Annotated in this window: 21 protein-coding genes; 5 read left to right on the top strand and 16 right to left on the bottom strand. The window is 70.0% G+C overall.

Annotated features, from left to right (window positions below; all coding sequences use genetic code 11):
• Nucleotides 1–7 precede the first annotated feature (7 nt).
• From JFB92_RS04775 to JFB92_RS04730, 10 genes are all read right to left on the bottom strand, one after another.
• Complete coding sequence (locus JFB92_RS04775; protein ID WP_199035397.1) at nucleotides 8–688, bottom strand: GntR family transcriptional regulator; 681 nt, start codon at nucleotides 686–688, stop codon at nucleotides 8–10.
• 94 nt (nucleotides 689–782) lie between these two features.
• Nucleotides 783–3,191, bottom strand: coding sequence for a beta-L-arabinofuranosidase domain-containing protein (locus JFB92_RS04770; protein WP_199035396.1), 2,409 nt, complete (start codon nucleotides 3,189–3,191; stop codon nucleotides 783–785).
• Complete coding sequence (locus tag JFB92_RS04765; RefSeq protein WP_199035395.1) at nucleotides 3,188–4,612, bottom strand: aminopeptidase P family protein; 1,425 nt, start codon at nucleotides 4,610–4,612, stop codon at nucleotides 3,188–3,190. The genes JFB92_RS04770 and JFB92_RS04765 overlap by 4 nt, the downstream gene beginning before the upstream one ends.
• Nucleotides 4,609–5,904: an alpha/beta fold hydrolase gene (locus tag JFB92_RS04760; RefSeq protein ID WP_199035394.1), complete on the bottom strand. Its 1,296-nt coding sequence runs from the start codon at nucleotides 5,902–5,904 to the stop codon at nucleotides 4,609–4,611. The genes JFB92_RS04765 and JFB92_RS04760 overlap by 4 nt, the downstream gene beginning before the upstream one ends.
• Nucleotides 5,901–6,776 (bottom strand): ATP-binding cassette domain-containing protein, encoded by an 876-nt coding sequence (locus JFB92_RS26005; RefSeq protein ID WP_199035392.1) that lies wholly within the window; start codon nucleotides 6,774–6,776, stop codon nucleotides 5,901–5,903. The genes JFB92_RS04760 and JFB92_RS26005 overlap by 4 nt, the downstream gene beginning before the upstream one ends.
• On the bottom strand, nucleotides 6,773–7,639 hold the full coding sequence (locus JFB92_RS04750; protein ID WP_199035391.1) for an ABC transporter ATP-binding protein: 867 nt from the start codon (nucleotides 7,637–7,639) through the stop codon (nucleotides 6,773–6,775). Before JFB92_RS04750 ends, JFB92_RS26005 begins: the two co-directional genes overlap by 4 nt.
• Nucleotides 7,636–8,634: an ABC transporter permease gene (locus JFB92_RS04745; protein ID WP_199035390.1), complete on the bottom strand. Its 999-nt coding sequence runs from the start codon at nucleotides 8,632–8,634 to the stop codon at nucleotides 7,636–7,638. Before JFB92_RS04745 ends, JFB92_RS04750 begins: the two co-directional genes overlap by 4 nt.
• Nucleotides 8,631–9,605, bottom strand: coding sequence for an ABC transporter permease (locus tag JFB92_RS04740; RefSeq protein WP_199035389.1), 975 nt, complete (start codon nucleotides 9,603–9,605; stop codon nucleotides 8,631–8,633). Before JFB92_RS04740 ends, JFB92_RS04745 begins: the two co-directional genes overlap by 4 nt.
• Before the next feature lie 5 nt (nucleotides 9,606–9,610).
• Nucleotides 9,611–11,296 carry an ABC transporter substrate-binding protein gene (locus JFB92_RS04735; RefSeq protein ID WP_199035388.1) on the bottom strand — a complete coding sequence of 562 codons (1,686 nt, stop codon included), beginning with the start codon at nucleotides 11,294–11,296 and terminating at the stop codon, nucleotides 9,611–9,613.
• Between the two features lie 324 nt (nucleotides 11,297–11,620).
• Nucleotides 11,621–12,055: a YchJ family protein gene (locus JFB92_RS04730; protein ID WP_199035387.1), complete on the bottom strand. Its 435-nt coding sequence runs from the start codon at nucleotides 12,053–12,055 to the stop codon at nucleotides 11,621–11,623.
• 175 nt (nucleotides 12,056–12,230) lie between these two features.
• Between JFB92_RS04730 and JFB92_RS04725 the strand changes: the two genes are divergently transcribed.
• A complete protein-coding gene (locus JFB92_RS04725; RefSeq protein ID WP_199035386.1) occupies nucleotides 12,231–13,832 on the top strand; it encodes a right-handed parallel beta-helix repeat-containing protein in 1,602 nt (533 codons plus the stop codon).
• On the opposite strand, the gene JFB92_RS04720 is transcribed toward JFB92_RS04725, so the two are convergent.
• Nucleotides 13,817–15,457: an acyl-CoA dehydrogenase family protein gene (locus JFB92_RS04720; protein ID WP_233162324.1), complete on the bottom strand. Its 1,641-nt coding sequence runs from the start codon at nucleotides 15,455–15,457 to the stop codon at nucleotides 13,817–13,819. The genes JFB92_RS04725 and JFB92_RS04720 overlap by 16 nt on opposite strands.
• Before the next feature lie 618 nt (nucleotides 15,458–16,075).
• Here JFB92_RS04720 and JFB92_RS04715 point away from each other — a divergent pair.
• On the top strand, nucleotides 16,076–17,071 hold the full coding sequence (locus JFB92_RS04715; protein ID WP_199035385.1) for a trypsin-like serine peptidase: 996 nt from the start codon (nucleotides 16,076–16,078) through the stop codon (nucleotides 17,069–17,071).
• 57 nt (nucleotides 17,072–17,128) lie between these two features.
• A complete protein-coding gene (locus JFB92_RS04710) occupies nucleotides 17,129–17,371 on the top strand; it encodes a hypothetical protein (RefSeq protein WP_199035383.1) in 243 nt (80 codons plus the stop codon).
• Here the strand turns inward: JFB92_RS04710 and JFB92_RS04705 are convergent.
• From JFB92_RS04705 to JFB92_RS04695, 3 genes are all read right to left on the bottom strand, one after another.
• On the bottom strand, nucleotides 17,368–18,450 hold the full coding sequence (locus tag JFB92_RS04705; protein ID WP_199035382.1) for a LacI family DNA-binding transcriptional regulator: 1,083 nt from the start codon (nucleotides 18,448–18,450) through the stop codon (nucleotides 17,368–17,370). The genes JFB92_RS04710 and JFB92_RS04705 overlap by 4 nt on opposite strands.
• Nucleotides 18,451–18,536: 86 nt before the next feature.
• Complete coding sequence (locus tag JFB92_RS04700) at nucleotides 18,537–20,495, bottom strand: DUF2264 domain-containing protein (RefSeq protein ID WP_372451574.1); 1,959 nt, start codon at nucleotides 20,493–20,495, stop codon at nucleotides 18,537–18,539.
• A gap of 355 nt (nucleotides 20,496–20,850) precedes the next feature.
• Nucleotides 20,851–21,189, bottom strand: a complete 339-nt coding sequence (locus tag JFB92_RS04695; protein WP_199035380.1) for an alpha/beta fold hydrolase — start codon at nucleotides 21,187–21,189, stop codon at nucleotides 20,851–20,853.
• A 202-nt stretch (nucleotides 21,190–21,391) separates the two neighbouring features.
• Here JFB92_RS04695 and JFB92_RS04690 point away from each other — a divergent pair, with 202 nt between their 5' ends.
• The gene (locus tag JFB92_RS04690) at nucleotides 21,392–22,441 is read left to right on the top strand and encodes a LacI family DNA-binding transcriptional regulator (protein ID WP_199035379.1); all 1,050 of its coding nucleotides are present in this window, start codon (nucleotides 21,392–21,394) and stop codon (nucleotides 22,439–22,441) included.
• Between the two features lie 96 nt (nucleotides 22,442–22,537).
• Complete coding sequence (locus JFB92_RS04685; RefSeq protein ID WP_199035378.1) at nucleotides 22,538–22,972, top strand: CBS domain-containing protein; 435 nt, start codon at nucleotides 22,538–22,540, stop codon at nucleotides 22,970–22,972.
• A gap of 145 nt (nucleotides 22,973–23,117) precedes the next feature.
• On the opposite strand, the gene JFB92_RS04680 is transcribed toward JFB92_RS04685, so the two are convergent.
• The gene (locus JFB92_RS04680) at nucleotides 23,118–23,861 is read right to left on the bottom strand and encodes an ABC transporter permease (RefSeq protein ID WP_199035376.1); all 744 of its coding nucleotides are present in this window, start codon (nucleotides 23,859–23,861) and stop codon (nucleotides 23,118–23,120) included.
• Nucleotides 23,858–24,799, bottom strand: a complete 942-nt coding sequence (locus tag JFB92_RS04675) for an ATP-binding cassette domain-containing protein (protein WP_199035375.1) — start codon at nucleotides 24,797–24,799, stop codon at nucleotides 23,858–23,860. The genes JFB92_RS04680 and JFB92_RS04675 overlap by 4 nt, the downstream gene beginning before the upstream one ends.
• Nucleotides 24,800–24,970 lie beyond the last annotated feature (171 nt).

Genomic DNA, 24,970 nt, shown 5'->3' with positions numbered 1-24,970 from the left:
GCGGGGGCTACTCCCCCGCGTCATCCTCGGTCTTGCCGGCCCACCAGCCGACGGCGTGCCTGATGTGCTGCCGCATGAGGTCGGCCGCCGCGTCCGCGTCGCCGGCGGCGAGGTTGTCGAGCAGCCGGTGGTGCTCTTCGGCCGAGACGTGGAGCATGCTCGTCTCCAGCATCGAGACGAGCCCGACCAGCCGGGTGCGCGCGCGCAGCTCGGCGATCGTCTCCACCAGCACGGGGTTGCCGAGCAGGGAGGTCAGTTCGAGATGGAAGTGCTGGTCGGCCAGGAGGTAGGCGGTCAGGTCGCCCGAGTGGGCGCCGGTGACGATCTCGTCGGCCTGGGTGCGGAACTCCGCCAGCCGCTCGGCCGGGAACGACTCGGCCAGGCGAGCCATGGCGGGCGGTTCGAGCAGCAGCCGGATCTCCACAATGTCGTGGAGCAGGTCGTCGCTGACGGCCGTCACGCGGAAGCCCTTGTTGCGCACCGGCTCGACGAAGCCGCGCTTCTCCAGGTCGAGCATGGCCTCGCGGACCGGCGTGGCCGACACGTCGAACCTCTCGGCCAGGGTCGGCACGGTCAGCAGCGTCCCCGGCGCGAGCTCACCGGAGATGATGGCCAGCGACAGGGTGCGCTCGACCCTCGCCCGCAGGCTCTCGCCCGGTTCCAGCCGTTGGATGGATAGCAACGTCACTCTCCCGCTTGCCTTTCTGTAACGCACGGTCGAGACCGATGCCGTCGCTTTGCAGGGTACACCGCACGGTCTGGGCGGCCTTCCGTTCCGGTGTTCATTGTGAGCCCTCTCGGCCGGGGAGCACGAGTCTTCGGCGCGGTTCCTCGTTGCCCGCCCGGTCGGTCGCGGCGAACTCGATGACCTGCGGCTCGTCGTCGATCGCCCGCACGAACGCCTCCTGGAAGGTGCCCCAGAACGTGCCGGGGCCCTCCCACTGGATGCGTTCGACGCCGGAGACCTCGTCGGTGGCGTGGAGGGTGATCTCGACGCCCGCGCCGAGGTCTTTGACCGTCGCGTACGACTTCGGCGGGTCGGTGTCCACGCTGATCTCGCGGCTCGCCGTGACCGCGGACCCGTCCGGGCCGGTGGCGCGCGCCTCGATGAGGTGCTCGCCTTCGGCGGTGATCCGGACCGGCTCGGTGTAGGGGGTCCAGTCGCCTCCGGCGACGCGCAGCTCCAGGCCGGGCCGATCACCGGTGCCGAAGGCGCGCAGGCGGATCGTCGGCGCGGTCGTGTACCAGCCGGACGGGGCCGGCTCGTCGAGGACCTCGATGGCGAGCCCGGGGCCGCCGGGCCGGCCGGCGTAGGCGGCTTCGGCCGCTCTGGAGCGCACGTACATGTGGTACCTGGTCTCCAGGCCGGACCAGCAGGGTTCGAAGTCGACGCCGTCGAGCCGCACGGTGCCTTCCCGGGCGAGCTCGGCCAGCAGTTCGGCGCCGGTCCTGCCCTCGACCGGGCCGCCGTCGAGCCGGCCGGCCAGCGGGAACCGCATGCGGGTGGTCGATTCGGACCGCGCCAGCAGCACGGTCGCGCCGAGCCGGAGCGCGCACAGGCCGGGGTCGTCGATCGTGGCCTCGGCCCGGAGGGCGGCGGGGGTGTCCAGGCGCAGCTCGTCTCCGGGCCGCCAGGCGCGGGTGATCGCGGCGTACTCGCCCGGGACGGGTTCGACGCCGCTCGGCGCGCCGTTCAGCCGCAGTTCGAGTTCGCCCGCGGCCCAGGCGGGGACGCGCAGGCGGATCGTGCGCTCGGCGCGGTCGGGTTCGGCCCCGTCGAGCCGGTCGAAGCGGAGCGCGAGCTCGCTCCCCAAGGGGTAGCCGGATTCGAGCCCGATGCGCAGGCCCGCCTCGTCCCAGTCGGCCTCGGAGTCGATCGGCAGGTTCACGTACAGGCCGTCGTCGTCCCGGAGGTAGACGGCCTCCTGGTATTTGACGTGGTTCTCCAGTCCGGTGCCGCCGCAGCAGGTTCCGACGTTGTCGTATTCGCGGAGCGCGCCGGGGTGGACCGGGAACATGTAGGCGACCTCGGGGCCGACATCGGAGCGGGCGGTCTTGCGGGATCCGAGGATGTGGTTGAGGACGGTCCGCTCGTAGTAGTCCATGTAGCGCGCCTCGCGGGTGTGCGCGAACAGCTTCCGGGCGAGTTTGAGCAGGTTGTAGCTGGCGCAGGTCTCGGCGTTGCGGTGCCCGATGTCGCCGGCGACCGTCTCGGGCGGGCCCCACAGTTCGCTCTCGCCGGTGCCGCCGTGGGCGTAGGTGCGGCCGGGGACGATCTGGTCCCACAGGCCCTTCGAGGCTTCGAGGTAGCGGCGCTCGCCGGTCAGCTCGTACTGCTCGATGTAGCCGATGAGCTGGGGCAGGTGCTGGTTGGCGTGCATGTCGTCGAGGATGTCGGCGCCGGAGGCGCCCGCTTCGAGCAGGTTCTCCTGGTCGAAGAACGCGGCGGTGTCGGCGAAGGTCGGCTCGGCGGCGGCCGCGGCGAGTCGAGCGAGCGTCTCGTTCATGCCGCCGAACTCTCCGGCGATGTAGATCGACCACATGCGTTGGCGGCGTTCGGGTTCGAGGCGCGAGAGCCGGTGGTGGACCCAGTGGCCCATGGCGGTGGCGATCTCCAGGGCACGGTCCGAGCCGGTGAGCCGGTGGGCGTCGAGGAGTCCGGCCATGATCTTGTGGCAGGTGTAGTAGGGCGCCCAGATCTCGCCGTAGGGGGCGAAGTCCTCCAGGCGCGAGAACTGCCATTCGCCGTAGGCGGCGAGGAATCCGGGGTGGGTGTAGCGGCCGGTCGCGGCGAGGGTGTCCTGGACCTCGCCGAGTCCGGAGACGAGTTCTTCGGTCTTCGCGCGCAGGGACCGGTCCCGCTCTCCGGCCGCGGCCATGGCGAGCATCGAGAGGAAGTGCCCGGCGTAGTGACCCCGGAGCAGGTTCGCGGTCTGGGCGCGTTCGCGGCCGGGGTAGTCGGTCTCGCTCCAGGGCTCCTCGTTGGCGTGGCCGAAGTCCTCCCAGTTGCCGGGCGGGGCCGCGCCGCGGGTGTCCAGGCCCGCGTTGCGGCGGAAGACGGCCAGCAGGCGGTCGACCGGGTAGGCGCGCGCCAGGTGCAGGATCTCGTCGCGGGCGCGGGCGAAGACACTGGCGCCGTCGATGCGGACCGCCTCCAGCGCGAAGGGCCGCAAGGGTGTCGGTGCGGTCATCGCTGCTGTTCCTTCGTCCAGGCTTCGATGCCGTCGGCGTCGATCGGCAGCGCCGCGGAGAGGACTTCCGAGCCGGTGTCGGTGACGAGCACGTCGTCTTCGAGGCGGACGCCGATTCCGCGCAGCTCGGGTGGGACGGTGAGGTCGCCTGCATGGAAGTACAGGCCGGGTTCGACCGTCATCACCACGCCCGGTTCGAGGTCGGCGCCCATGTAGTCCTCGTATTCGGCGCTTCCGCAGTCGTGGACGTCCAGGCCGAGGTGGTGGCCGATGCCGCAGGCGAGGTAGCGGCGGTGCTGCTGGCCCCGCGGGGACAGGGCCTCGTCGACCGAGACCGGGAGGAGCCCCCAGTCGTGCAGGCCCTGGGCGATGACCTCCATGGCGGCGAAGTGGAAGTCGAGGTAGTTCGTGCCGGGCCGGATCCGTTCCAGCCCGGCCCGGTGGGCCCGTTCGACCAGGTCGTGGACGGCGCGCTGCTCGGTATCGAAGGCACCGCTCGCCGGGAGGGTCCGGGTGACGTCGGCGGTGTAGAGGCTGCGGGCTTCGACGCCCATGTCCAGCAGGATCACGGCCTCGGGCAGGATCGGCCCGTCGCAGCGGACCCAGTGGAGCACGGGCGCGTGCGGGCCGGAGCCGACGATGGTCGTGTATCCGGTGCCGTTGCCGAAGGTGCGCGCGTGGCGGTCGAACGTGCCTTGGAGCCAGCGTTCACCGAGTCCGTCGCGGACGGCGCGCGGGATCTGCTCGGCGACGGCGGTGAAACCGGCGACGGTCGCGTCGACCGCTCCGCGGAGCTGTTCGATCTCCCAGGCGTCCTTGATCATCCGCAACCGGGAGAGGTGGCGTTCGAGGAGCGCGGATCGTTCGAGCCCATGCTTTCGCACGAGGGCTTCGCTCACCGAGTCGCTCGCCAGGGCGCCGTCGATGGTCGCCTCGTCGATGGCGGCCACCGGTTCGACGGCGATCTCGAGCGCCTCGGACCATTCGCGCAGTCCGGGCGAGGCGCCGACCCACAGTTCGCCGTGGGAGACGGAGCCGAAGAACCCGGTCTCGCCGGGCCGGAACGGCGGGGGCAGGTACAGGGTCGCGTCGTGTCCGCCGGGCCGGGGCCGCATCACGAGGGTGCCGCCTTCGGCCTGGCAGCCGGTGAGCCAGACGAAGTCGCTGTCGGCGCGGAAGGGGTAGTCGTTGTCGTCGTTGCGGATCGGGGCGGTCCCGGCCGAGACGACGACGGTCCGGCCGGGGAGGCGCTCGCTCAGCCGCCCGCGGTGGGAGGCGGCGGCCCCCGCGGCGCCCTCGACCGGCGTCGCCGGTACCGGTTCGTCGCTCCAGCCGGTCGCGACGAACTCGGTGAACGCCTCGACTTCGGACAGTCTCGGGTAGCGGGTGCCCGCGTAGGGCGGACGGCTCGTTTCGGTCATCGGCGCTCGCCTCCTCGGTCGCGGACCATCTCTCGCAGGCGGGTGAGGACCCGTCCCGACCCGATGCCGTCGTGTTCGAACTCGTTGGTGACCCAGGACTGGGAGTTGCCCAGGCCCTTGAGGGTGTCCAGTTGCAGCCCCGAGTCGACGAACATGTCCTCGAAGTAGACGGCCGCGGCCACCGGTACCTCGTTCGATTCGAGTCGGTCGGCGTCGAACACCGGGCTCCACTCGCGGCGCTCGGCCAGGTCGCGCACGGCCGGGCCGAACCCGCGCAGGAGCCTGACCTCGTCGAACATCCAGGGGAAGGCCATCTCGCCGGTGAACTGGAGCGGGCGCACCTCCTCGCCGAACTCGGGGCGGCGGTCGCGTTCGCGTTGGGCCGCCCAGTCGGTGGGGCCGTTGGCGCCGTCGCCGTAGATCGACTCCTGGAGCGTCCAGAACAGCGGGTTGGCCGCCGAGGAGGTGCGGGCGAGGACGGCGGCGAGGAAGCCCTCGGAGAGGCGGTCCGCGGTGATGAACGCGTCCTCGACCAGCCAGTGCATCCGCTCCAGGCCCGGTTTCATGCCCAGGTCGAGGCCGAGCGACTGGAAGCGCCGCACGGTGAGCCGGTCGCCGTCGGGCAGCAGGACGGTCTCCGCCGCGAGCCGGTCGGCGATCGCGGCGACCTTCTCGACGTCCTGGGGGTACCGCCGGTAGTACTCGGCGGTCTTGTCCGCGACGCGGTCGAAGGTGCGCCGGTAGACCTCCTCGGCGCTCATGGGGTTCCCGGGGATGCCGCCGCACACGTAGCAGGCCGCCAGCGCCTCCGGTGCGTGCGAGAGGTAGGCGAGGGTGAGCCAGCCGCCGTAGCTCTGCGCGAGGGTGGCCCATTTCCGTCCCTCGTAGAGCACCGTCCTCACGTGCTCGAGGTCGCGGACGATCGAGTCGGCGCGGAACCTGGCGAGGTACTCGGCGCCGGCCTGCGCGTCGCCGATCTCGGCGACCGTGCGGGCGTCGACGGGGGTGCTGCGTCCGGTGCCGCGCTGGTCGACGAGGACGACGCGGTAGTCCTTGAGTGCCTCCTCCATCCAGCCGGAGGCCTCGGTGGGGCGCGGGTTCGCCCCGCCGGGGCCGCCTTGGAGGTAGGTCAGCAGCGGCAGGTCGTCGCCGCGCTTGTCGGGGTCGACGATCTCGCGGACGAAGACCTCGATCTCGCCTCGGTCGCGGTCCCACCAGTCAAGGGGGACGCGGACGGTCCGCTCGCGCACCCGCATGCCCGGCATCGAGTACTCCACGTGCGCTTCTCTCATGATTCGACCGCCTCCTGTCGCTCTCGGTCCCGGCGGGCCCGCTCGTTCCTCCGTCGTGCAGCGTCCCACTCGGGCCTGATGCGCGGGATCGCGGACAGCAGCTTCTTCGTGTAGTCGTCGCGGGGTTCCTCGAACACCTGGTCCCGGTCGCCGGTCTCGACGATGCGGCCGCCGTTCATGACCGCGACCCTGGTCGCGATCTGGCGGACCACCGCGAGGTCGTGGGCGATGAAGAGGTAGCTGAACCCCTCCTCGTCCTGGAGCCGCCGGAGCAGGTTGATCACCTGCGCCTGCACCGAGACGTCGAGGGCTGAGACCGCCTCGTCGGCGATGATCAGCTTCGGTGAGACGGCGAGCGCGCGGGCGATGCCGATGCGCTGGGCCTGCCCTCCGGAGAACTGGGAGGGGAACCGGGCCGAGTGGTCGGGGTCGAGGCCGACGCGCTCCATGAGCTCCTTGGTGAAGGCCCTCGCGCCGCCGGGTACGCGGCGCCGCTGGTAGACCAGGGGCGCGGTCACGATCCGCTCGACCGAGTGCCTGGGGTTGAGCGAGGAGTACGGGTCCTGGAAGACGACCTGCACCTCGCTGCGGTAGGCGTGCAGGGCCCGGCCGGTGAGAGCGTGGACCTCCCTGCCGGCGAACTCGATCGAGCCGCTGGTGATGTCGATGAGCCGCGCGATCAGGCGCGCGGTGGTGGACTTGCCGGAGCCCGACTCGCCGACCAGGGCGAGGGTCTCTCCGGTGCGGACTTCGAGGGAGACGTCGTCGACGGCGCGGAACCGCCTGGCCCGGCTCAGCGGCCCGCCGCCGGGAATGGCGAACTCCTTGACGAGGTCGCGGGCCCGCAGCAGGGGTTCGGGAGTGTCGGTCATCGCCCCTCCTCCGCGGCCGAGGTGGTGCGCAGCAGCCCGATCTCGTCGTCGATGCGGGGCACGGCGTCCAGCAGCATGCGCGTGTACTCCTCCTGCGGGTCGGTGAAGATCCGCTCGACCGGTCCGGCCTCGACCAGGTCGCCGTCGCGCAGGACGACGATGTGGTCGGTCACCTCGCTGACCACGGCCAGGTCGTGGGTGATGAGGATGAGTCCGGCGCCGGTCTCGGCGCGGATCTCGGCCAGCAGGTCGAGGATCTGGGCCTGCACAGTGACGTCGAGGGCCGTGGTCGGCTCGTCGGCGATGATCAGTTCGGGCTCCATGCTGAGGGTCATCGCGATCATCACGCGCTGGCGCATGCCGCCGGAGAACTGGTGCGGGTAGTGGTCGACGCGGCGGGCGGCGTCGCGGATGTGGACCCGCTCCATCGCCTCGATCGCGACGGTCCTCGCCTGCCGCCTGGTCACGCCCTTGCGGTGCGACCGGTACGCCTCGGCGATCTGGGTGCCGACGGTGTAGTACGGGTTCAGCGACGAGAGCGGGTCCTGGAAGATCATGCCGATGCGGTCGCCGCGGACGGCCCGCATGCCCCGCTCGGGCAGGCCGGTCAGCTCGGTCCCGGCGAACTCGATGGAACCGGAGCGCCTGGCGCCCTTGGGCAGCAAACCCATGATCGCCAGGCTCGTCATGGACTTGCCCGAGCCGGATTCGCCGACGATGCCGAGCGCGCCGCCCCGTTCCAGGTCGAAGTCGAGGTTTTCGACCACGTCGACCGGGCCCTGGGCGGTGGTGAAGCCGACGGTCAGGTCGCGGACGCGCAGCAGCGTCGGGTCGGCGCCGGTTTCGGGTGCGGTCGTGGTCATTTGGCGCTCCCCACTCGCACGCGCGGGTCGATGGCGGTGTACGTCAGGTCGACCACCATGTTGCCGACGACCACGAGGAACGCGGCCAGGAGCGTGACTCCCATGATGACCGGCTGGTCGTTCTTGGTGATCGAGTCGGCGGCGAGCTTGCCGATGCCGTTGAGCCCGAAGACGGTCTCGGTGATGAGGGCGCCGCCGAGCAGGTTGGCGAAGTCCATGCCGAAGATGGTGACGATCGGGGTCAGGGCCGGGCGCAGCGCGTGCCGCCGCCAGACCAGGTCGGGTCTGAGTCCCTTGGCCCGCGCGGTGCGGACGTAGTTCTCCTGGAGGGTGTCGATGACGTTGGCCCGCGTGAGTCTGGTGTAGACGGCCGCGGCGCCGATGGCGAGCACGATCCAGGGCATCAGGAAGTTCAGGAACCAGCGCACCGGGTCGTCGGCGAACGGGACCGCCTGCGGGAACGGCAGCCAGCCGAGTGTGACCACGAGCAGGAACTGGAGCGACAGCGCCAGCACGTAGTTGGGGATGGACATGCCGGTGAGGGTGAGGCCGGTGACGAAGCGGTCGGCGAAGCGCCCTTCGCGGACGGCGCTGACGAGTCCGGCCGAGACCCCGGCGAGCAGCCACAGCACCGCTGCTCCGATCGCGACGGTCGCCGAGACCGGGAGCCGCTGCACGATCATGTCGGTGACCGGCTGGCTGGTCTGGAAGGAGTACCCCAGGCACGGGGCGGCGCACTCGATGGCGTTCGCGCCGGTCCCGTAGGTGCGCCCGGCGAACAGGCCGCTGAGGAACGTCCAGAACTGGGTCCAGAACGGCTGGTCGAGGCCGAGGTTCGCGCGGATCTGGTCGATCGCCTCGGGGGTGCAGTTCTTGCCGCAGATCTGCACCGCCGGGTCGGGCGAGAGGACGAAGAAGACCACGAAGGTGAACAGGCACACCAGAAACAGCACGACGGCCATGCCGAGCACGCGGTTGATCAGGAAGCGGCTCATACCCGGCCCTCCCCGGACTCGGCGATCTTCTTGACGCGGTCACCGAGGACGGTGAACGACAGGACGAGCAGGAACAGGCAGGCCCCCGGGAACAGGAAGTAGGCCGGGTCGACGGCGTACCAGGGCACGGAGCCGGCGATCATCTGGCCCCACGAGGGGGTCGGGGGGACGACGCCGACGCCGAGGAACGACAGCCCGGCCTCGGTGCCGACGTAGCCGGGGACGGCCAGGGTGGTCATCACGATGATGGTTGAGGTGAGGTTCGGCAGGATCTCCTTGAAGATGATCTGCGCGCTGGAGGCGCCCGAGGCACGCGCGGACTCGACGAACTCGCGCTCCTTGATCGACATGGTCTGGCCGCGGACGATGCGGGCCAGGTACGGCCAGCCGAAGAAGGAGATGACGACGACCAGCAGGAGCTGCCGGTTCTCGGCCGGAAGCGCCGAGAGGACGGCGATCATGAAGATCAGCGCCGGGAAGGCCATGAGGAACTCCATGACGCGGGAGACGATCATGTCCACCCGGCCGCCGAAGTATCCGGCGATGAGGCCGAAGACGACGCCGAGGACGCTGGTGAGCACGGTCGCCAGGAGCGCGATCGTCATCGACACGCGCGCGCCGTAGACGATGCGCGCGAAGATGTCGCGCCCGTTGCCGGGCTCGACGCCGAACCAGTGCTCGGCGCTGATCCCGCCGGCGGTCCCCAGAGGGATGCCGCCCAGATCGGGGTCGACGGCGCTCTGGTCGAACTCGTACGGTCCCCAGCCGCTGATCTTGACCAGCAGGGGCGCGGCCAGGGCGACGACGATCACCAGCAGGATGTAGACGCAGCAGGCGACGGCCGCGCGGTCGCGGAGGAAGGTGCGGACCAGGCGCCGCCCGGAGGCCGGCGGCGAGGCCGGCAGGGATTCGCCCGCCGTCTCGCCGCCCGCCGCACCTTCGACTTCGAGATCTGTCGGAGTGAAGGTCATGGATATCAGCCCAGGGACGGGTCCTTCAGCCCGATGATCGTCAGATCGGTCATGCTGGTGTTGGGGATGTAGCCGGCGATGTTCTCGCCGGGGAGGAAGATGCCCTTCTCCCACAGGATCGGGGCCATCGGCGCCAGGGCCATGACCTCCTCGTCGAAGGCGCCCCACTCCTGGTTGGCGGCCTCGAGGTCGGTCATCGCCATGATCTGGTCGATGCGGTCGTTGATCTCGGGGTCGTCGATCTGGGCCAGGTTGGTGTTGCCCTTGTCGGTGATGGCGTCCCCGTCGACCAGCGGCGGGACCATGGTGCTGGCGCTGGAGGCCCAGTCGGGGCACCAGCCGGTGATGGCGGCGTCGGACTGCTGCGAGGGCGTGCCGATCGTCTCGTAGTAGGTGGAGGTGTCGATGACGTTCAGCTCGACCTCGACGTCGATCTCGGCCAGCGCCTGCTGGATGGCCTCGGCCTGGGCCTGCATGGCCGGCTGCGAGCGGATGTCGAGGGTGAAGGTGAAGCCGTCCTCGAGTCCCGCCTCGGTGAGCAGTTCGACCGCCTGGTCGGGGTCGCCGGCATTGTCATCGCTCGGGTAGAGGTCGAAGTCGCGGTGGCCGGTGACCGACGGGGGGATGATCGTGGTGGCGGGGTCGGCCAGCTGGGTGCCGCCCGAGGCGGTCACCAGCGACTCGCGGTCGATCGCGTAGTTGATCGCCTGGCGGACCTCGACCTGGTCGAACGGGGCCTTGGTGGTGTTCATGCCCATGTAGGTCGTGCAGTAGGCGTCCGCGGTCAGGACCCGGTCGGCCACTTCAGGGGACTGGAGCCGCGCCAGGGTGGCCGGCTGGACTCTCCCGGAGATGGCGTTGACGTCGCCGCCCTGGCCGGCCAGGAGCCGCTCGTCGATCGTGGCGCCTTCGAGGCCGATCTCGAACTCCCAGGCGTCGGGGTAGGCCTTGCGGACGTCGTCGGTGTCCGGGTCCCAGTGCTCGTTGCGCTCCAGCTTGATGAGGCTGCCGGGCGTGTAGGTCTCGAGGGTGTAGGGCCCGGAGGCGATGATGTCGTTGATGAACTCGTCCCCGGCTCCGGAGTCGACCGGGAACGGCACCGCGTTCGGCTGCGCGAGCACGTTGTCGAACTCGGGGAAAGGCTCCTTGAGGTGGAAGACGATGGTGTTCTCGTCCGGGGTCTCGATGCCGGGGTGCTCGCCGGAGATGTAGGGGCCCTGGTAGTCCTCGGGCGCGTCGATGGTCTTCTTCAGGTACGGCGAGCCGATGCCGATCTCGGGGTCCCAGGCGCGGGAGATGCCGAAGGCCATCTCGGCGGAGGTGATGGGGTCGCCGTTGTCGAACTTCAGGTCGTCCTTGAGGGTGTAGGTCCAGGTGAGACCGTCCTCCGAGGCGGTGCCGAGGCTTTCGGCCAGGTCGGGGACGATCGCGTTGGGGTCCTCGGCGTCGCCGGCCGCCTGCATGGTCAGGCCGCGGTAGATCAGCCGGTAGAACGCGTTCACGCCGCCGTCCCAGCCGCGGGCCGGGTCGAGGTAGGAGAAGTCGGCGTTCTGGAGCATGTGGACGGTTCCGCCGGAGACGGGGCCGTCTCCGCCGCCGTCCTCGGAGCCGCCGCTGCCGCCCGAACAGGCCGACAGCAGCAGTGCCGCTGCCGCCAGGCCCGCCGAGGCGCGCGTCAGTTTCTTGATCATGAGGGAATTCCAATCGCTTCTTCGCGCCGGTCGGTCCCGTCGGTTGCCCGGGGGCCGGAGCTGCTGGCTTCGGTGGTTCTGCGAACCTGCGGGCCACGGTGCCCTCGCGACCGGTCGGCCGATCCGGGGAACGCGAGGCGCCGCTCGCGTGCCGTCCGGTCCGGTGCCCGTTCGCATTTGCATCGGTCTTCTATGTGACATGTGATATGCCACTGGGCGTCGCACGGATCGCCGTCTCCGTGCCGCCGCGTCGACAGTAACATATCACATACCACTGCGGTTTCGAGTGGTCTCGACAGCGGAGATCCGCCGGCCAGGGCCCCGCTACGGCACTCCCGGATCGGCCGCCTCGACGTAGAGCCAATCGCCGTCGACCCGCTCGAACGCGCTGGTCTCGACCTGGACGCCGGGCCCGTCGGCGTCGTTGAAGCGGGCGCGGAAGGCGACCGTGCCGGTGGTGTGCAGCGCGGTGCCGCCGGAGGTGCCGGTGATCTCCAGGCCGGTCCAGGTCAGGCCGCCGGACAGGTCGATCCCGGCCGGACGGGTGCGCGGATGCCAGGTGCGCAGCAGGTAGGCGGTGTCGCCGACCGCGAAGGCGCTGTAGCGCGAGCGCATGAGCGCCTCGGCGGTCCCGGCCCTGGCCGCCCCGGAGTGCAGCGGGCCGCAGCATTCGGCGTAGCCGGTACCGCTGCCGCACGGGCACGCCTCGGGCCGGGCGGCCGGACGGGGCTTTCGGGGATGTCGGGAGCGCTGTGCCATGCGGGGATTGTCCCCCACCTCCGCGGAAGAGGCGCGGGAGCTCCCGCGGTCGCGCCGTTTGATTCATACATCTGAATAGTTGACTTCAATGTCGATTCGTCGCTACGCTGCTCGGACAGGTTGCGTGCAACCGTTTGCATCCACTCGTCACCGACCCGAGAGGGGCCGATATCCCATGTCCGTCAGCAGCACCCGACACCGACCGAGAGCGCTGCCGGTCGCGATCGCGACGGCCGCACTCGGCCTGCTCGCGGCCCTCGCGCTGTCGCAGCCGGCCACCGCCCAGACCGGGACGCTCACCGTCGCCACCGACGGCAGCGACTCCAACCCCGGCACCGTCTCATCGCCCCTGCGCAGCGTCCAGCGCGCCGTGGATCTGGCCGAACCCGGCACCGTGATCCAGATCCGCGGCGGCACCTACGCGCCCGAGGTCAACATCCGCATCGAGACGAGCGGCACCTCATCCGAGCCGATCACCATGCGCGCCTACGGCGGCGAGCACGTGGTCATCGACGGGGAGAACATGCCGAACACCCCGGCCCCGGTCGGCGAGTCGTATCCGCGCATCGAGCGGGGCGCGATCCACGTCGCCGGGGACTGGTGGCGGTTCGAGGGCCTGGAGCTGATCAACGGGCCCTACGGCATCTTCGCCATCGAGTCCAGCCACAACGTCTACCGGGACCTGGTCACCCGCGACAACTACGAGACCGGCCTGCACCTGGTCCTGGACTCCAGCGACAACCAGGTCATCAACCTCGACAGCTACGGCAACCGCGACCCGCGCAAGAACGGCGAGAGCGCCGACGGCCTGGCCATCAAGCAGGGCTCCGGATCGGGCAACGTCGTCGTCGGGGCCCGGACGTGGAACAACGCCGACGACGGCTTCGACTCCTGGGACTTCCTGTCCCCGATCACGATCGAGGACTCGGCGGCCTGGGGCAACGGCTTCGACCGCTGGGGCTTCCCGGACTGGGAGGGCGACGGCAACGGCTTCAAGCTCGGCCGCGGCGACGCGAACCACGTCGTGACCGGCAGCATCGCCTTCGACAACGCCCACCACGGCGTCATCGACAACGGGAACACCGCCTCGCTGAGCATCGAGAACAACACCGCCTGGGCCAATGGCGGCACCGGGTTCGTCTTCGACCGCTCGACCTCGACCCTGAACCGGAACCTCTCGGTCTCCAACACCGACGCCGCCAGCCTCGGTGCCTCCGGCGGGAGCGGGAACTCCTGGGACATCAAGGACGACTGGAGCGACGCCGACCTGGTCAGCACCGATGCCGCGGCCATCAAGGGGCCGCGCGAGGCGGACGGCTCGATCCCGGCCACGGACTTCCTGCGGCCGGAGGGCTATCCGGGCCTCGGCGCGGACTTCGGCGACGGCGACGAGCCCGGCTCCGACCGCTACGAGGCCGAGGACGCGTCGGCCGACTGCGACGGCACGATCGACTCGAACCACTCCGGCTACTCCGGCAGCGGGTTCTGCAACACCGAGAACACCGTCGGGGCGGCCGCGACGTTCAGCGTCGAGGCCGACGGAACCGGCCCGGTCGCGATCGAGATCCGGTTCGCCAACGGCACGTCGAGCGCCCGGGACGCCGACGTGGTCGTCGACGGCTCCCCCGCCGCCTCGGTCTCGTTCGAGCCCACCGGCGCCTGGAACGGCTGGTCGACCGAGACCGTGACCGTCGACCTGGAGGAAGTGGCGAACACCGTCGCACTGGTGGCGACCGGCTCGGGCGGCCTGCCGAACATCGACTACATGGAGCTCTGAGCCCCAGGGCCCGGGAGGTGCCTGGCGACGATCGCCTCCGCCGCCGGGGTCGGCACGGCGCCGTAGTTCAGGCCGCGGCCGGGTCCGAGGCGCGAGGCGCAGAACGCGTCGGCGACCTCGGCCGGGGCGTGGCGGATCAGCAGGGACGCCTGGAGCGCCAGGCCGAGGTCCTCGGTGAGGCGGCGGGCCTCGGCCTGGTCCGATCCCGCGGCGAGGGTCTGCTTCAGGCGCTCGAGGTGCGCGCCGAGGAGGGCGTCGGAGGAGGCGGCCGGTTCGATCTCGGCCAGGACCGCCTCGGCGGTCTCGGGGGCCGAGGCCAGCGCGCGGAGGACGTCGAGGCAGATGACGTTCCCCGATCCCTCCCATATGGACATGAGGGGCTGCTCGCGGTAACGTCGCGCCAGCGACGCCTCCTCGATGTAGCCGTTGCCTCCCAGGCATTCCAGGGCCTCGGCGGCGTGCGCCGGACCGCGCTTGCACACCCAGTACTTGGCGACGGCGGTCGCCAGCCGCCGGAACGGGGCCTCGGCCGGTTCGTCGTAGGCCGAGGCCAGGCGCATCATCATGGCGGTGGCGGCCTCGGACTCGACGCTCAGGTCGGCCAGGACCTGCGTCATGGCCGGCTGATCGATCAGCCGCCGGCCGAAGGCACTGCGGTGCGCGGCGTGCCAGGCGGCCTCGGCGACGCTCTGGCGCATCCCGGCGGCGGTGGCGATGACGCAGTCCAAGCGGGTGTGGCCGACCATCTCGATGATGGTGGGCACCCCGCGTCCCTCCTGGCCGACCAGGTGGGCGACCGCGTCGTCCAGTTCGATCTCGGCCGAGGCGTTGGAGCGGTTCCCGAGCTTGTCCTTCAGGCGCTGCAAGCGGATCGCGTTGCGGGTGCCGTCGGGGAGGACGCGGGGCAAGAGGAAGCACGAGAGCCCGCCGGGGGCCTGCGCGAGGACGAGGAACGCGTCGTTCATCGGCGCCGAGCAGAACCACTTGTGCCCGCGCAGCACATAGGTGCCCTCCCCGGTCGGGGTCGCGGTCGTGGTGTTGGCGCGGACGTCGGAGCCGCCCTGCTTCTCGGTCATCGCCATGCCGACGAGCACGCCGCTCTTGGACTGGGGCGGACGCAGGCCGGGGTCGTAAACGGGGGCGGTGATGCGCGGTTCCCATTCGGCGGCCAGTTCGGGGCTCGCGCGCAGGGCCGGGACGGCGGCGTAGGTCATCGAGATCGGGCAGCAGTGCCCGGGCTCGGTCTGGGCGAGCATCGACAGCAGCACCGCCCGCGCGGCGTGGGCGCCCGGCCTCGGCTCGGCCCAGGGCAGCGCGTGCGCGCCGTTCTCGACCGCGAGCCGCATGAGGTGGTGCCAGGAGGGGTGGAAGTCGACCTCGTCGACGCGGTTGCCGTAGCGGTCGTGGGTCCGCAGCACCGGCGGGTGCCGGTGGGCCTCCTCGGCCCATCCGGCGGCCTCGGCGCCGGCCAGGACCTCGCCGAGCGCGCTCGCCCGCCCGGCGATCCAGCCCGCGCCCGACCATTCGGCGGCCTCGCGCAGGGGCGTGTTCGTGTCGAACAGGTTCCGGTCGACCAGCGGCGGAGGCTGGTTCGTGACCGCGTGGGTCTCGATGAAACCGCTCAAGGCGCGCCTCCCATATAGGCAGAGCTCACATGGTAGACCTGCGCGCCGGTCCGGTGGAGCGGCACCGCTCGTGGAGATGTGCGTGGACTCTAGTTGGACCGTCGTTCCGCCCGGGACCTCTCATTGTGACAGTTCCAATCTATCTCAAAAATGCCGACAATGGAGATTCAAAGTGAACTCTCCGGGTCGTTCAATCCTGTTCAGTAACCGATCCGCACCGATTTCCGGGATCCTTTCACACCTCTTACCCGACCAGGGGACCCGGATAATCACATCACTACAGCACGCGACTCCTCAGCCACTGCTCGCACCACCAGCCCCTGAACTCTCCGCCGCCCACTCGAGCACATCCGTGCTCTGACAGCAACATTCATGAAGAAGTATGCCTCCTGAGCAGACGACTAGCCTCGCCTGAATATCCCACGAGATAGTTGAAGAGCTGTGACTTCGTTACACGGTCGATCGTAGTTATATTCGTAATCTTCAATAAACAAGATCGGTTTTGAACCATGGACCCGCTCCATTTAAAACTGATCAATCTTTGCCCATTGTGATCATGAACAATCCACATTATGTTGACTTACGAAACCCCATTCTTTCGAGATTCTAGGAGGATTCTTGATACTCCCCCATGAAATCAGGCGACCGGCGAAGCTGCTCGCGATCCTCATCTCGGCGGTCCTCGCCGCCGTGTTCTTCCTTCCAGGTTCCGCCACGGCCGAGTCGGACCGGGCGGACGAGGTCGTAGCCGACCTGGCCTCGCCAACGGGCCCCGCCGTGGGCGCGCAGAAGGACCTCGACGCCTACTGGACCGACGAGCGCATCGCCGATACGGTGCCACTCGACCTGGCGCAGCCGAAGTCGGCCCCCGACCCGGTGACGGATTTCGATCCCGGGATGGTTCGGGAGATCGCACCGAGCATGCCCGACGGCGGCGTGGACACCCAGGTGGACCACTCCTACGCGACGGGCCGGATGTTCTTCAACCAGGACGGCGGCTCGTACAGTTGCTCCGCCTCGGCCGTCTCGAGCGGCAACCAGAGCGTGGTGCTGACCGCGGGACACTGCCTGCACGCGGGCAACGGATCCGCGTCGAGCTGGTCCACGAACGTGATCTTCATACCCGGCTATAACAACGGGAACCGCCCGCGCGGGACCTGGAACGGAATCTACGCCACCGAGAACGTCTTCAGCTCCTGGTACAGCAGCGGCAATCTCCAGCGCGACGTCGGCATGTACCTGGTCAGTCCGAACTCCAGCGGACAGAACCTCACCCAGGTCACCGGCGGCCATGGACTCTCCACCGGCCAGGGCTACGGGCACGAACTGCACGTGATCGGCTATCCGCAGAACCACGACAACAACCAGATTCAGTGGCACTGCTGGGGCGACGTGTCCCGGGCAGGGCTGTTCAACCCCCAGGTGAGGCTGGACTGCGACTTCAACTTCGGAGCCAGCGGCGGTCCATGGCTGATGAACTACTCTTCCGTCTACACCGGACTCGGAGTGGCGAATGGAACCATGTCCACCTGGCGGTCGTCGGATGGAGCGAACTTCAGTCCTTACTTCGACGACTCGGTCTGGAACTTCTACACGCAGATGAGCGCCCTGTAAGGCGATGAACAGATCGGGGGCGGTGGCACCGCCGCCCCCGACCGTCGGGAGGAAGCCATGGTCAGTCGAACGGTATACCTGGTGGCGGGCGTCACCGTCCTGGTGGCGATCGGAAGCGTCGTTCTCGCCGTCTCGCGTCCGGGCCAGTCGCCCGGCGAGCCGGCCCCGGACGAGATCGTCAGTCCCGACAGCGCACCCGCCGAGCAGTTGGAGGGCGAGGAGCTCAGCGAGTACTGGGACGACGAGAGGATGAGCGAGGCCGAACCCTACCCCATGCCCACCGACCCCACCGAGTCCTAGTCGCCCGGTCGCGGCCCGACCAGAGGCCGGACCGAATCACGCACCACCAGGTGGGTGCCGAGGACCGTGTGCGGCGGGGGGCCGCCGTGCTCGGCGTGCTCCATCGCGAGCCGCACGGCGGTGCGCCCGAGTTCCTCGTGCGGCTGGTAGATGGTGGTCAGGTTGATGTCGGCCGCCGGCGGCAGGTCGTCGAAGCCGACCATGGACACGTCCTCGGGCACGCCCAGGCCGCGCTCGACCAGGGCCTGCCGGGCCCCTGCCGCGAGCTGGTCGTTGCAGGCGAACACGGCCGTGAAGTCCATTCGGTCCGAGTCGAGGCGCTCGGTCATCATCCGGTAGCCCTCGAACCGCAGGAAGCTGCCCTCCATCTCCAGGTCCGGGTCATGCGGCACTCCGTGCGCGGCCAGAGCGTTCCGGTAGCCGGTGGCGCGGGCCTCGGCGGTGGTGTAGCCGGGGCGGCTGCCGAGGAAGAGGATCCGCTTGTGCCCGGCCGACAGCAGGTGGCTGGTCGCGGCGAACGCCCCGCCGATGTAGTCGCACTCCACGACCACCGCCGGGGTGTCAGGGCCCAGCGGCGGCCGCCCGCACAGCACCAGCCGCGAACCGATCGCCGCCAGCGCGTGCGCGTACCGGCTCATGCGGGCCCGGTAGGAGTCGTCGACCGCGACGTTCCCGACCAGGATCACCGCCTGGGCGCCCTGCTCGCGCATGAACCGGACCATGTCCAGTTCGCGTTCGGCGTCCCCTCCGGTGGTGCCGATCAGGCACAGTTGGCCGGCCTCGGCCGTCTGCGCCTGGACGCCTTGAGCTACATGCGCGTAGTGCGGCGAGACCACCGAATTGACGACGATGGCCACGCTCTTGCGCGAGGTGCCGGCCAGCGCGCGGGCGTGGACGTTGGCGACGTAGTCCAGCTCCTCGACCGCTCGCATGACCTTGCCGCGGGTGGCCGGGGAGGCCGGATAGCTGCCCGACAGGATCCGGGAGACGGTGGCGATGGAGACCCCGGCGTGTTCGGCGACCTCGCGGATGGTCGACTGCCGTGCCCCGTCCTCGGACTTGCCTGCCTTACGCGCCACCGAATCCACCTTGCTTGAAAATTTTCGACAACCGGTTTCAGAAACAATGATTCCCGGTCGTCGAGAAGGTGTCAAGCCGGGGCCGGTCAGCCGGGCCAGTGCACCGCCTCGGCGGCGTCGGCCGGGTGGCGCGCGTAAGCGGGCCGCTCCCCCAGGGTCACTTCGACTCGCTCGCCGTCGGGGAAGCGCACCGTGACCTGGTCGCCGTCGACCTCGGCGCGCACCGACTCGGCCAGCGCGGCCGGGTCGAGGCGGTCGCCGGTGAGGACCGCCAGGGACGCGTGGATCGTGGTGCCGCCCGGATGGTCGGGCGCCGATAGGCAGGGCGCGGCCGAGCAGGGGCCGAAGGCGTTGGCCGAGGCGGCCCGCGCCACCCCGGCGGTCTGGTAGCCGTGCAGCGCGACCATCGCGCTGCCGAGGCCGTCAGGCCGCGTGACCAGCGACCAGGCGTCGCCGGAGCGGGCGGTCGGCCGGCTTTCGTGGGCCAGGCTGTGGCCGCCGTCCCTGACGGTGGTCCCGGCCGAGGCCGTGACCCGGCTGATGCGGACCTCCCAGGGGCCGCGGACGACCGAGGCGGTCTCGACGCGGACCGGGCCGGAGGGCAGCTCGTCCTCGTAGGCGGAGGCGGCGAACCGGTCGAACACGCCGATGCGCTGGATGTAGCGCCGACGCGAGACCGCGCCGTCCCGGTCGTGCACGGCGACGTGGCCGTCGACCGCGCGCCGCCGCGCCTCTTCGCCGGTCTCGGGGGCGGTGTGCGTGGAGTAGGCGATGCGCGAGTAGTGCGGGTCGTCCATACCGTCCGGGCTCTGGTGGCGGGCCCGGTCGCTGCCGTGGTTGAGCAGCCGCACCACGCCGTCGTGCCGGGTGCCGTGCAGGATCCAGCCCGGTGCCGGCAGCGCGACGACCTGGTCGTCCTCGTCGATCGGCGCTCCCTCCTCCCGGGCCGTCCACACGGGGTGGTCGGGCGGCAGGAGCAGGCCGAGGAACGCCTTGCTCGCCCAGTAGGGGGAGGCCGGACCGGAGTATGCCTGCGTGGAGGGCAGGAACCGGTCGTACCAGCCGAGGCTGAGCAGACCGCGGGAGTCGGGGACGCCGCGTTCGACGAAGTGCCGCAGCGCGCCGCTGGCGATTCGGCGGGTCCGGCCCGGCGGGAGCGGTCCGGCGCCCGACAGCTCCCCCAGCCACAGGGGAGAGACGGCGGCGAACCGGTAGCAGAGCGACCGACCCTGGTGGATCGGCGCGCCGTCGGCGGCGAAGAAGTGCTGGTATCCGGACAGGAAGAGCCGCAGACGTTCGCGGTAGAGCGCTCCGCGGTCCTCGTCTCCGGACATGCGGGCCCACAGCAGCGGGTACAGGTGCATGGCCCAGCCGGCGTAGTAGTCGAAGGACTGGCCGTCGCCGTCGGTGTACCAGCCGTCGCCGGCGTACCACTGCTCGATCCGGTCCAGGCCGCCCTCGATGTCCTCGGGAGCGTGCGGTCCGCCCACGGAGGCGAGGAACTGCTCGATCACGACCGGGAAGAGCGCCCAGTTGCTGTTGCGGGTGCGCTTGCCGATGACGCCGGCGAGCCAGCCCACGACCCGCTCGCGGACGGCCGGGTCGAGCCTGTCGAACAGCCAGGGCCGGGTCTCGTGCAGCGCCACGGCGATCGAGGCCGCCTCGACCAGCTGCTGGGAGCAGTCCGAGATCTGCGGCCAGGCGTGGCGGTGACCGGGGTCGGTGCCCGCCGCCAGGCCGCGCGCGTACCGCTCCAGCAGCCGGTCCTCGACCTCGCCGGTGGCGGCGTCTCCGGCCCGCTTGATGCCGCCGATGCGGCACGCGGCGAGCAGGAACGTGCGCGCGAACCCCTCCAGACCGTCGCTCTCCAGCCCGGCCCGACCGGTCCGCCCCGGCAGGCGGATCTGCGCGAAATCAGGCGTCGCGAACGGAACGACCGCTTCGAGCAGGTGGTCGGCGACCGCCTCCCAGTGGGCCCTGGTCCATCCGGTGTACGGCGAGCCGATCCCGTCGGTCGGCGGCAGTGGTATTCGTGGCACCCGCAGGCCACCTCTTTCTTCTCTCTTCGGAACGCGCGGGCCGCCGACGGGTGGCTCTCCGGGGCCATCACGGCCGGTCCACCCGCTGCCGCGCCCACGCGGGGGCGTCCTCTCGGACCCCGGAACGAGCCGAGCCACCGACGACACCCGCCGGCGCGACCACCTCCAGATCACATCCCGGACAAATCCTTGGGCCGAGCGTCACCAAGATTAAAGCGCTTACATATACGAGTCAAGTCCCCCACCCCACTACCCGCCCCCACCGCAGCTCAAGAAAGAGTAAACGCTTGAACACACTGAGAACACCTCCACGGACCCCGCCCTCGGAATCAGCCCGATCGAACGCCGGGGTGCGTGAGGTTCACCGCCTCAAGAACGCGAGCAGCGCCCGCAGGAACCGCTCCGGAGCGTCCTCATGTATGCCGTGTCCGACCGAGATGACCTCGACCCGGGCATCGGGTATACGCTCGGCGCCCCCGATTGAGCGCCCCACCAACGCGACCTCCGACAACCCGAGCGACTCGACGAAGCCGTCGACATCCTCGGCGAGCAGATCGAACGAATACGTCGGTGTCCAACTGCCTCGCCCGTGGCCCCGCATCTCCGGCGCGTACGCCCGATGGTCCTCCACGAGCTCGTCCAGCACTTCCGCCCAGGAACCAGAATCGAGGCTGCCGCCGTGGATCAGCACCACCACCACCGGCGCATTGGGCCGACCGTCGACCAGGTATGAAATCTCGATGCCGTTGCAGACGACCTGTCTCCGAGCTCGCATTCGGGTGTCGATCCTCTATGTTCAGTGTCCGGAATCCGCGACGGGACGGGCTCGGCCTCCGCGGTGAGCCGTGACATCGCCGATCACCTTGGAAAGCGCTTCGACGACATGACGCTAAACTTTCGCGATGACCTCCAGTCCTGACAGCAGCGCCGATGACGCGACGAACGCCGGGCCGCTGACCATCGCTCAGATCGCCGAGCGGGCGGGGGTCTCTGTCGCTACCGTCTCGAAGGTGGTGAACGGGCGGGTCGACGTCGCTCCCGGTACCCGGGACTTGGTCGAGGCGCTCATACGCCAGCACGGCTACCGGAGGCAGAAGCGGCCCATGAAGGCGAATCCGCTGGTGGAGGTGGTCTTCCACGAGCTTCAGGGGCTCTACGGGATCGAGATCCTCAACGGGGTGGCGGAGGTGGCCCGGGGCGAGCACCTCGGCGTGGTCGTCACCGAGTTGCAGGGCCGCCACACGCCCGGCCGCGGCTGGGTCGAGGACGTGCTGGCGCGCCGCCCGACCGGGATCATCTCGGTCTTCTCGAGCCTGACCGACCGGCAGTTGGACCAGGTCCGCAGCCGCGACATTCCACTGGTGATGGTCGACCCCACCGGGGAGCCGAGCCACGAGGTGCCGTCGGTCGGGGCCGGGAACTGGAACGGCGGCCTCGCGGCGACCCGGCATCTGCTCGATCTGGGCCACCGCCGCATCGCCGTGATCACCGGTCCCGAGCACATGCTGGCGGCTCGGGCGCGACTGGACGGCTACCGGGCCGCGCTCGACATGGCCGGAGTCGCGGTCGATCCCGACCTGGTGTGCCACGGCGACTTCCAGATCGAGGACGGACGGCGCTTCACGCGCGAGCTGCTGCGGCTGCCCGATCCCCCGACCGCCGTGTTCGCCTGCAACGACGGCGAGGCCCTCGGCGTCTACCAGGCGGCCGCCGAGGCCGGGCTGCGCATTCCCCGGGACATGAGCGTCGTCGGCTTCGACGACCTGCCGATGGCGGAGTGGAACATCCCGCCGCTGACCACGATCCGCCAGCCGCTCAAGGAGATGGCCACGACGGCGGCGGAGATGGTCGTCGCCCTCTCCCAGGGCCGTCCCCTCCCCCGGGCCCGGATCGAGCTCGCCACCGAACTGGTCGTCCGCGAAAGCACCACTCCTCCGGTGGAGCGGTCGTAGCCCGCCGGGCCGCATTCTTCCGGCATTTGCTCTGTTTCACCGGCCTTGGCTCCTGTATCGTGAGGGATTACCCGATATACACACGGGAGGGTCGCTGTGAGAATAAGTGACATTCTGCGATCCAAGGGGTCCGTCGTGGTCACCGTCCGGCCCGAGGAGCCGGTGCGCGCCTTGCTGGCCAAGCTGGCCGAGCATAATCTGGGCGCGCTCGTGGTGAGTGCGGACGGCCTCGCGGTAGCCGGTATCGCCTCGGAGCGCGACGTCGCCCGGGGCCTCCACGCCGATCCCGATCTGCTGGACGCGCCCGTCTCGCGGATCATGACCGCCGACGTGCACACATGCGCCCTCGAGGACTCCCTCGAGGACCTGATGCTGCTGATGACCGAGCAGCGAGTCCGGCACGTCCCGGTCCTCACCGCCAGCGGTGTCCTGGCGGGCATCGTGAGCATCGGCGACGTCGTGAAGGGACGCATCGGGCAGCTCGAGTTCGAGAAGGAACAGCTCGAGGGCTATATCTCCAACGCGGGCTGATCGACCAGGGCGGCGGCCGGACTCAGCGTGAGATCCAGTCCCGCGCGACTGACCGGGACGGCCCGAAGCCGCCCCGGTGGCTTGCGGTCCACCGAGACGGCTTCGGGTGTGGGTGTTGAGGAAGGTTCTAGTCGGCGCCCACCGGTCAGGCCCGCTTCTTGAAGGTGGCGTTGGCCCAGAGGTAGCCGATGAATGCGATGCCGACGCACCAGGCGACGGCGATGATCGCGTCGGTGCCGTCCGGCGAGCCGGCCAGCAGTCCGCGCACGGTCTCGATGATCGGAGTCAGGGGCTGATACTCCGCGAACTGCTTGAGCCCGGTCCCCATCGCGTCCGCCGGGACGATCGCGCTGCTGAAGAACGGCAGCATCACCAGCGGCACGGTCGCCATGCCCGCCGTCTCCGGGGTCTTCGCGGCCAGGCCCATCGCGACGGTCATCCAGCCGGCCGCGATGCTGAGCAGGACGACCATGCCGGCGATGCCGAACCACTCGGCGACTCCCGCCGCCGGGTCGAGACCCAGCAGGAACGCCACCCCGGTGAGGGCGGCGACGGCGACCAGGTTGGTCAGCACGCTGGCGATGAGGTGGCCGTTCAGCACCGCGCTGCGGGAGACGTCCATGACCTTGAAGCGGTTGATGATGCCCTTGGTCATGTCAGAGTTGACCGCGAGCGCGATGCCCGACAGCCCGTAGCAGACGGCCAGCGCCATCAGGCCCGGTGTCGAGTAGTCGATGTAGTCGACGCCGACGTCGAAGGCGTCGCCCATCATGTAGACGAACATCAGCATGACGATGACCGGCATCAGGATGCCGTTGAACACCGAGAACGGGTTCCGGGCGACGTGCTTGACGTTCCGGCGGAACATCACCATCGAATGGGACTTCATTTCGCTTCCACCTCCGTGGTGTGGCCCGTCAGGGCGAGGAAGACGTCGTCGAGGTCGGGCGTGTGGACCGAGAGTTCTTCGGCGTTGAGGGAGTGCTCGTCGAGCCGGTCGAGCAGGGCCCGCAGGGACCGCGTGCCCGCGTCGCCGGGCACGCGCAGGGACAGCGCCTCGTAGTCCCGGGTGGCGCCGGGGAAGAGCGGTTCGGCCGCGTCGAGTTCGGCGGCGCTGGTGAACCGGAGCCGGACGTGGGTTCCGGGGATGCGGCGCTTGAGCTCGTCGGAGGTGCCCTGGGCGACCAGGCGGCCCTGGTCGAGGACCGCGATGCGGTCGGCGAGCTGGTCGGCCTCCTCGAGGTACTGGGTGGTGAGGAAGACGGTCACGCCGTCGGCCACCAGTTCGCGGATGATCGACCACATCGTGCGGCGGCTGCGCGGGTCCAGCCCGGTGGTCGGCTCGTCGAGGAAGATGACCCGCGGGCTGCCGACCAGGGTCATCGCCAGGTCGAGCTTGCGGCGCATTCCGCCGGAGTAGGTCGAGGAGGGCTTGCCCGCCGCCTCGGTCAACTCGAAGCGCTCCAGCAGGTCCGCGACGATCCGCTTGCCCTCTTTCGGGGGCACCGGGCTCAGGTCCGCCATCAGCTGGAGGTTCTCCTGGCCGGTCAGCAGTTCGTCCACGGCCGCGAACTGGCCGGTGACGCCGATCGCCGACCGCACCGCCTTCTGCTCGGTGGCGACGTCGTGCCCGGCGACGCGCGCCGTTCCGCCGTCGGCCCTCGTCAACGTGGTGAGCACGTTGACCGTCGTGGTCTTGCCGGCCCCGTTGGGGCCGAGCAGGGAGAATATGGTGCCTTCGGGGACGTCCAGGTCGATGCCGTCGAGCACGACCTTGTCCCCGAACGCCTTCCGCAGTCCGGAGACCGCAATCGCTGTTTCGTTCATGCGGGCAAGCGTCGGCGCCCGTGCTGACACCGGCCTGACATGGCGCTGTCACGGGCGCTGACGCGGCTCCACCTCAGGAAACGGCGGTGTCCTCCGAATGAAGGGCTCCCGGCAACACGGCTCAGATCTTGGGTGGCGACATGCCCGGCCGCGGGGCGCGGAGGGGACCGG

The sequence above is a fragment of the Glycomyces salinus genome, from assembly GCF_016428645.1.
GTDB lineage: Bacteria > Actinomycetota > Actinomycetes > Mycobacteriales > Micromonosporaceae > Glycomyces > Glycomyces salinus.
Note: the sequence above shows the minus strand (reverse complement) of the source record. Positions and strands in the feature narration are given on the sequence as shown.